Here is a 5,083-nt window from a genome sequence, read left to right on the forward strand (position 1 = left end):
GTGGAGGGTGGTGGGGTCTTGGGGTGGGCCGGTGACGACCGGGGTGGCGGCGTCGGCCGCGTCGCCGGCCTCACCCGGCGGTCGGCGCAGTTCCGGTGTGCCGCTCAACTCGCCTGCCAGGTAAGCGCGTTCGGCGTCGAGGCCGCCGTGCAGGGCGGAGATGGCTCCCCCGGTGGCTTCGGCGAAGGGTGTCGCATTCGGCGGTGGGCCGGTGTGGAGGGCCGCGGGGGTCAGGGGCGCGATGGGCCCGGGTCCGTCCGCCTGCGTCCGCGTGGTCTCCCCGACCGGCTGGACGGACCGTGCCGCGTCCGTCCGCGGCGCTGCCTCCGGGGCGATCCAGCGTGGGCCCGCGAAGGGGTAGGACGGCAGGTGGACCTTGCGGTGGCCGGGTTCGCAGAGGGCGCGCGGGGAGAGGGGCTGGCCCTGGGTCCACAGGGTGCCGAGGGCGGTGAGGACCTCGTCGGCGGGGTGGGCCGTACGGGAGGGGGAGAGCGGGACGACGGACAGACCGGCCGTCTCCGCGAGGGCGGACAGCACCTGGCCGGGGCCCACCTCCACCACCAGCGCGTCGGGGAGGTGCTCGGCGATCGACGCCAGCGCGTCGCCGAACCGCACGGTGCGGCGGGCCTGTTCGACGAAGAGCCGCGGCCGGATCTCGCTGTCCGGCGGGAAGAGGCGCCCGGTGACGTTCGCCGCGAAGGACACGGCGGGCCTGCGGACGGTGAGGCCGGCGAGCGTGTCGGTCAGCCTGGGCAGCGCGGGTTCGACGAGCGCGCTGTGGAAGGCGCGGTTCGCGGCGAGCCGGCGCAGCGGGATCCGGCCCGCGAGCCGTGCCTCGAACTCGGTGACGGCCTCGACGGGACCGGCCACCACGCAGCTGTCGGGGGAGTTCACGGCGGCCGGCTCCAGACCGGGGAGGCCGGAGACGGCGATGAGTTCGCGGGCGTGTTCCTCGGCGCAGCCGAGCGCGAGCATCGCGCCCTCGGGGCACTCCTGCATGGCCTGCCCGCGGGCGGTCACCAGCCGGGCGGCGTCGGGGAGATCGAGGATCCCGGCGACACAGGCGGCCGTGATCTCGCCGAGGCTGTGCCCGGCCACCGCGGCGGGGCGGACGCCGAGCGCGGTGAGGGCGGTGGCGGCCGCGTACTCGAAGGCGAACAGGACGGGCTGGACCAGCTCGGTCGCCGTCAGCTCCGCCGCCGGGAAGCCGGGGTCGAGGAGCGCGCCGCGCATACGCCCGGCGAGGGCCGGCCCGAACGCGGCGAGGCACTCCTCCAACGCGGCCGGGAAGCCCGGCAGGGCCTCGGCGGCCGGCAGCGCCATGCCCGGGTACTGGGTGCCCTGCCCGGGGAAGGCGAACACGACGGGCGCGGGTCCGCGGGCGGGACGGCTGCCGCGTACGACGGCCGTGTTCCGGGTCAGCCGCAGCGCCACCTCGGCGGCACTGCGCCCGGTCACCGCGAGCCGCTCCGGCAGTTCGGCCCGTCCGGCGGCGAGGGTGGCGGCGACGTCCGCCAGGTCTATGCCACCGTCGGCCAGCCGGGCGCTCAGCCGGGCCGCCGAGCGCTCCAGGGCCCCGGCGTCGGCGGCGGACAGCAGCACCAGCTTTGTACGGTCGTCGGGCTTGGGGTCGGCCGGGGTGGTCGGTGGTTGCTCGACGTCTGCCGGGTCCGGGCTGCCGTCGGCGAGCCGGGTCGTCGAGCGGTCCAGGGCTCCGGTGTCGGCGGCGGACAGCAGCACCAGCCGCGTACGGTCCTCGGGTTCGGGGTCGGCCGGGGTGGTGGGCGGCTGTTCGACGTCCGTCAGGTCCGTGTCGCCGTCGGCGAGCTCGGTGCCCAGTCGGGCCGTCGAGCGCTCCAGCCTCGCGGGGCCCGCCGGGGCGGCCGGTGGCTGCTCGACGTCCGCCAGGTCCGCGCCGCCGTCGGCGAGCCGGGCGTCCAGTCGGGCCGTCGAGCGGTCCAGGGGGTCGGTGGCGGGTGGCTGTTCGACGACCACGTGCACGTTGGTGCCGCCGATGCCGAAGGAGCTGACCCCGGCACGGCGCGGCTCGGGGCCCGTCCACGGGCCGCACTCGGTGGGGACGTACAGCGGTGAACCGGCCGTCTCCAGCAGGGGGTTGAGGCGGGTGAAGCCGGCCACCGGCGGTACCACGCCCGTCTTGACCACCAGCAGCGCCTTGATCAGGGCGGCCAGTCCGGCGGCGTTGTCGAGATGGCCGACGTTGGCCTTGAGCGCCCCCACCGCGACGGAGCCCTCGGGCGCGCCCGCCCCGCTCAGCGCGGCCGTGGCCGCCGACCACTCGATGGGGTCGCCCACGCGGGTGCCGGTGCCGTGCGTCTCCAGATAGCCGATCGTGTCGCCGCCGACGTCCGCCGTGGACAGCGCGGCGCGGATGACGGCCTCCTGGCCGCCGACGGACGGGGCGTAGTAACCCGCCTTCGCCGCACCGTCGTTGTTGATCGCGGTGCCGAGCACGACACCGTACGGGTCGCAGCCGTCCGCCTCCGCGTCGGCCAGCCTGCGCAGCACCACGCAGGCCACCCCGCCCCCGGCGACGACACCGTCGGCGTGCTCGTCGAAGGGCCTGCACGCCCCGGACGACGAGTGGATGCCGCCCGCCACGGCGAGGTGTCCGGCCTGCGGGTAGGCGATCCCGGCGGCGGCCACGAGGGCCTGGTCGCAGTCGCCGTTCAGCAGCGACTGGACGGCCATGTGCAGCGCGACCAGGGAGGAGGAGCAGGCCGTCTGCACCGCCACCGCGGGCCCGGTCAGGTCCAGCTTGTACGACAGGAGGCTCGCCATGAAGTCGGGCTCGGTGCCGTGGATCGCGTCCTCGACGGTCAGCGGGTCCAGCTGCCCGCCCGCGACCATGGCGCGCAGATAGCCGCTGCCACTGGCGGAGGCGAAAACGGCCGTCCTCGGCGCTCCCGCCACCCGGCCGCGCGGGGCGACACCCGCGTCCTCCAGGGCCGCCCACGCGGCCTCCAGCAGCAGCCGGTGCTGCGGGTCCATCAGCTGGGCCTCGCGCGGGCTGACCCCGAACAGGGCGTTGTCGAAGCGGTCGGCGTCCGGGAGATGGCCGTACACGGGGACGTAGGCGGGGTCGTCCAGCAGGTCCTTGGGCACCCCCGCGGCGAGCAGGTCGGACGTCTCGTAGCGCCTGGTCAGGACCCGGCCCTCGGTCAGGGCCGTCCACCACGCGTCGAGGTCGGGGGCGCCGGGGAACCGTGCGGAGACGCCGGTGACGGCAATGTCCAGGGATCGGTCGCGAGTCATCGGAACCACCTTTCGCGAGTCATCGAAACCACCTTCCGAACGTCATCGAAACCACTTTCCGCGAGTCATCGGAACCACCTTCTGCGCGTCATCGGAACCGCCTTCCGCATCGGGGCACCTGGATAGGTTGCCAGCAATGGCAACCTATGGCAATGTTTTGCCAATCCTGGCAACAAGTTGATCTGTGCTCGTACGCGGGGCACGTCGAGGGGAGAGGGTGGGCTTGCGACCGAACGCCGCCTGGAGCGCGGGGCCCCCATGCGCCGCGCCCGACGAGGGCCTGCACGAGACGTTCGCCCGCCGGGCCCGCGCCCGGCCGGCCGCGGTGGCCCTGCTCGACGGTGAACGCGCCGTCACCTACGGGGAGTTGGACCGCACCGCCGACGCCTGGGCCGCCCGGCTGGCCGCCGCGGGGGCGGGGCCCGGCGACCTGGTCCCGGTTCTGCTGCCGCGCGGTACGCGGCTGGTTGTCGCCCTGCTCGCGGTCCTCAAGACCGGTGCCGGGTACGCCCTGCTGGATCCGGCCTGGCCCGAGCGGCGGCTGAGCGACATCCGCGCGCAACTCGACCCGCCCCTCGTGGTGGCCGAGCGCGGAACCGAACTCCCGACGGGCGCACGGCCGTTGCCGGTCTGGGCACCGCCCGAGGACGGTGTCCGCGAAGCGGTGCCACCGGACTTCCGGCCCGCCCGCGTCCGAGGCTCCGACCCGGCGTGCGTGTTCTTCACCTCGGGCACGACCGGCCGCCCCAAGGGGGCCGTGACCCCGCACCGGGCGACGGCCCGGCTCTTCCCCCCGGACGGCTTCGCGTCGTTCACCGCCGGCACCGTGATGCCGTTGGCGGCCGCCGTGTCCTGGGACGCGTTCTCCCTGGAGCTGTGGTCGGTGCTCCTCAACGGCGGCACCTCGCTGATCGTCGAGGAGCCCTACCTCTCGCCCACCGCGCTGCGATCGGGCGTGCTGCGGCACGGCACGGACACCGTGTGGCTCACCAGCAGCCTGTTCAACATGGTCGTGGACGAGGACATCGAGGCGTTCCAGGGCCTGCGCCAGGTGCTCGTCGGCGGCGAGCGGCTCTCCGTCCCCCATGTGCGCCGCTTCCTGCGCCGCCATCCCGGCATCGCCCTGACCAACGGATACGGCCCGGTCGAGTCCACCGTGTTCACCACCACCCACCGCGTCACCGAGGCCGACTGCGACCGCCCCGGCGGCATCCCCCTCGGCCGTCCCGTCCCCGGCACGCAGGTGTACGTCGTGGAGCCGGACGGCACCCGTCGCCGCGCGGTGGGCGAGACGGGCGAACTGTGCGTCGCCGGGGACGGGCTGGCGCTCGGCTACCTCGGCGATCCCGCCCTGACCGAGCGCAAGTTCATCCGCGTCCCGGTCGGCGACGGCGACGGCGGGAGCGTGCGCGTCTACCGCACCGGCGACCTGGTCGCCTGGGACCGGGACGGCCTGCTGCACTACCGGGGCCGGGCCGACCGGCAGGTGAAGATCCGCGGCCATCGCGTGGAGCCCGCCGAGGTCGAGCGCCAGGTGGCGGAGGTGCTCCCGGACGTACGGTCCTGCCGGGTGCTGGCCCGCCCGGACGCCTCCGGCACCGGCCTGGAGCTGATCGCGTTCTGCGTGCCGCACCGGCCGGACGACCCGCTGCCGGACGCCCTCGCCACCCTCCACACGGCGCTCGTCCCCTACCAGCGCCCCGCGCGGCTGGTCGTCGTCGACGGTTTCCCGACCACCGACCGCGGAAAACTCGACGAACGCGCCCTGCTCGCCCTGGCCCCGCAGCCGCCCCACCCGACTCGGCCT

2 protein-coding genes are annotated in these 5,083 nt (G+C 75.2%); one reads left to right on the top strand and one right to left on the bottom strand.

The window, feature by feature from the left end:
* On the bottom strand, positions 1-3,276 hold a 3,276-nt coding region (locus JHN63_RS47800; protein ID WP_200691406.1), incomplete at its 3' end, for a type I polyketide synthase.
* Between the two features lie 223 nt (positions 3,277-3,499).
* Between JHN63_RS47800 and JHN63_RS47805 the strand changes: the two genes are divergently transcribed.
* Positions 3,500-5,083 (top strand): amino acid adenylation domain-containing protein (locus JHN63_RS47805; protein ID WP_200691407.1); only part of this gene is annotated, 1,584 nt, incomplete at its 3' end.

Origin of the sequence: Streptomyces sp. MBT65, from assembly GCF_016612545.1 — a bacterium.
In the GTDB taxonomy this organism is placed as follows: Bacteria; Actinomycetota; Actinomycetes; order Streptomycetales; family Streptomycetaceae; genus Streptomyces.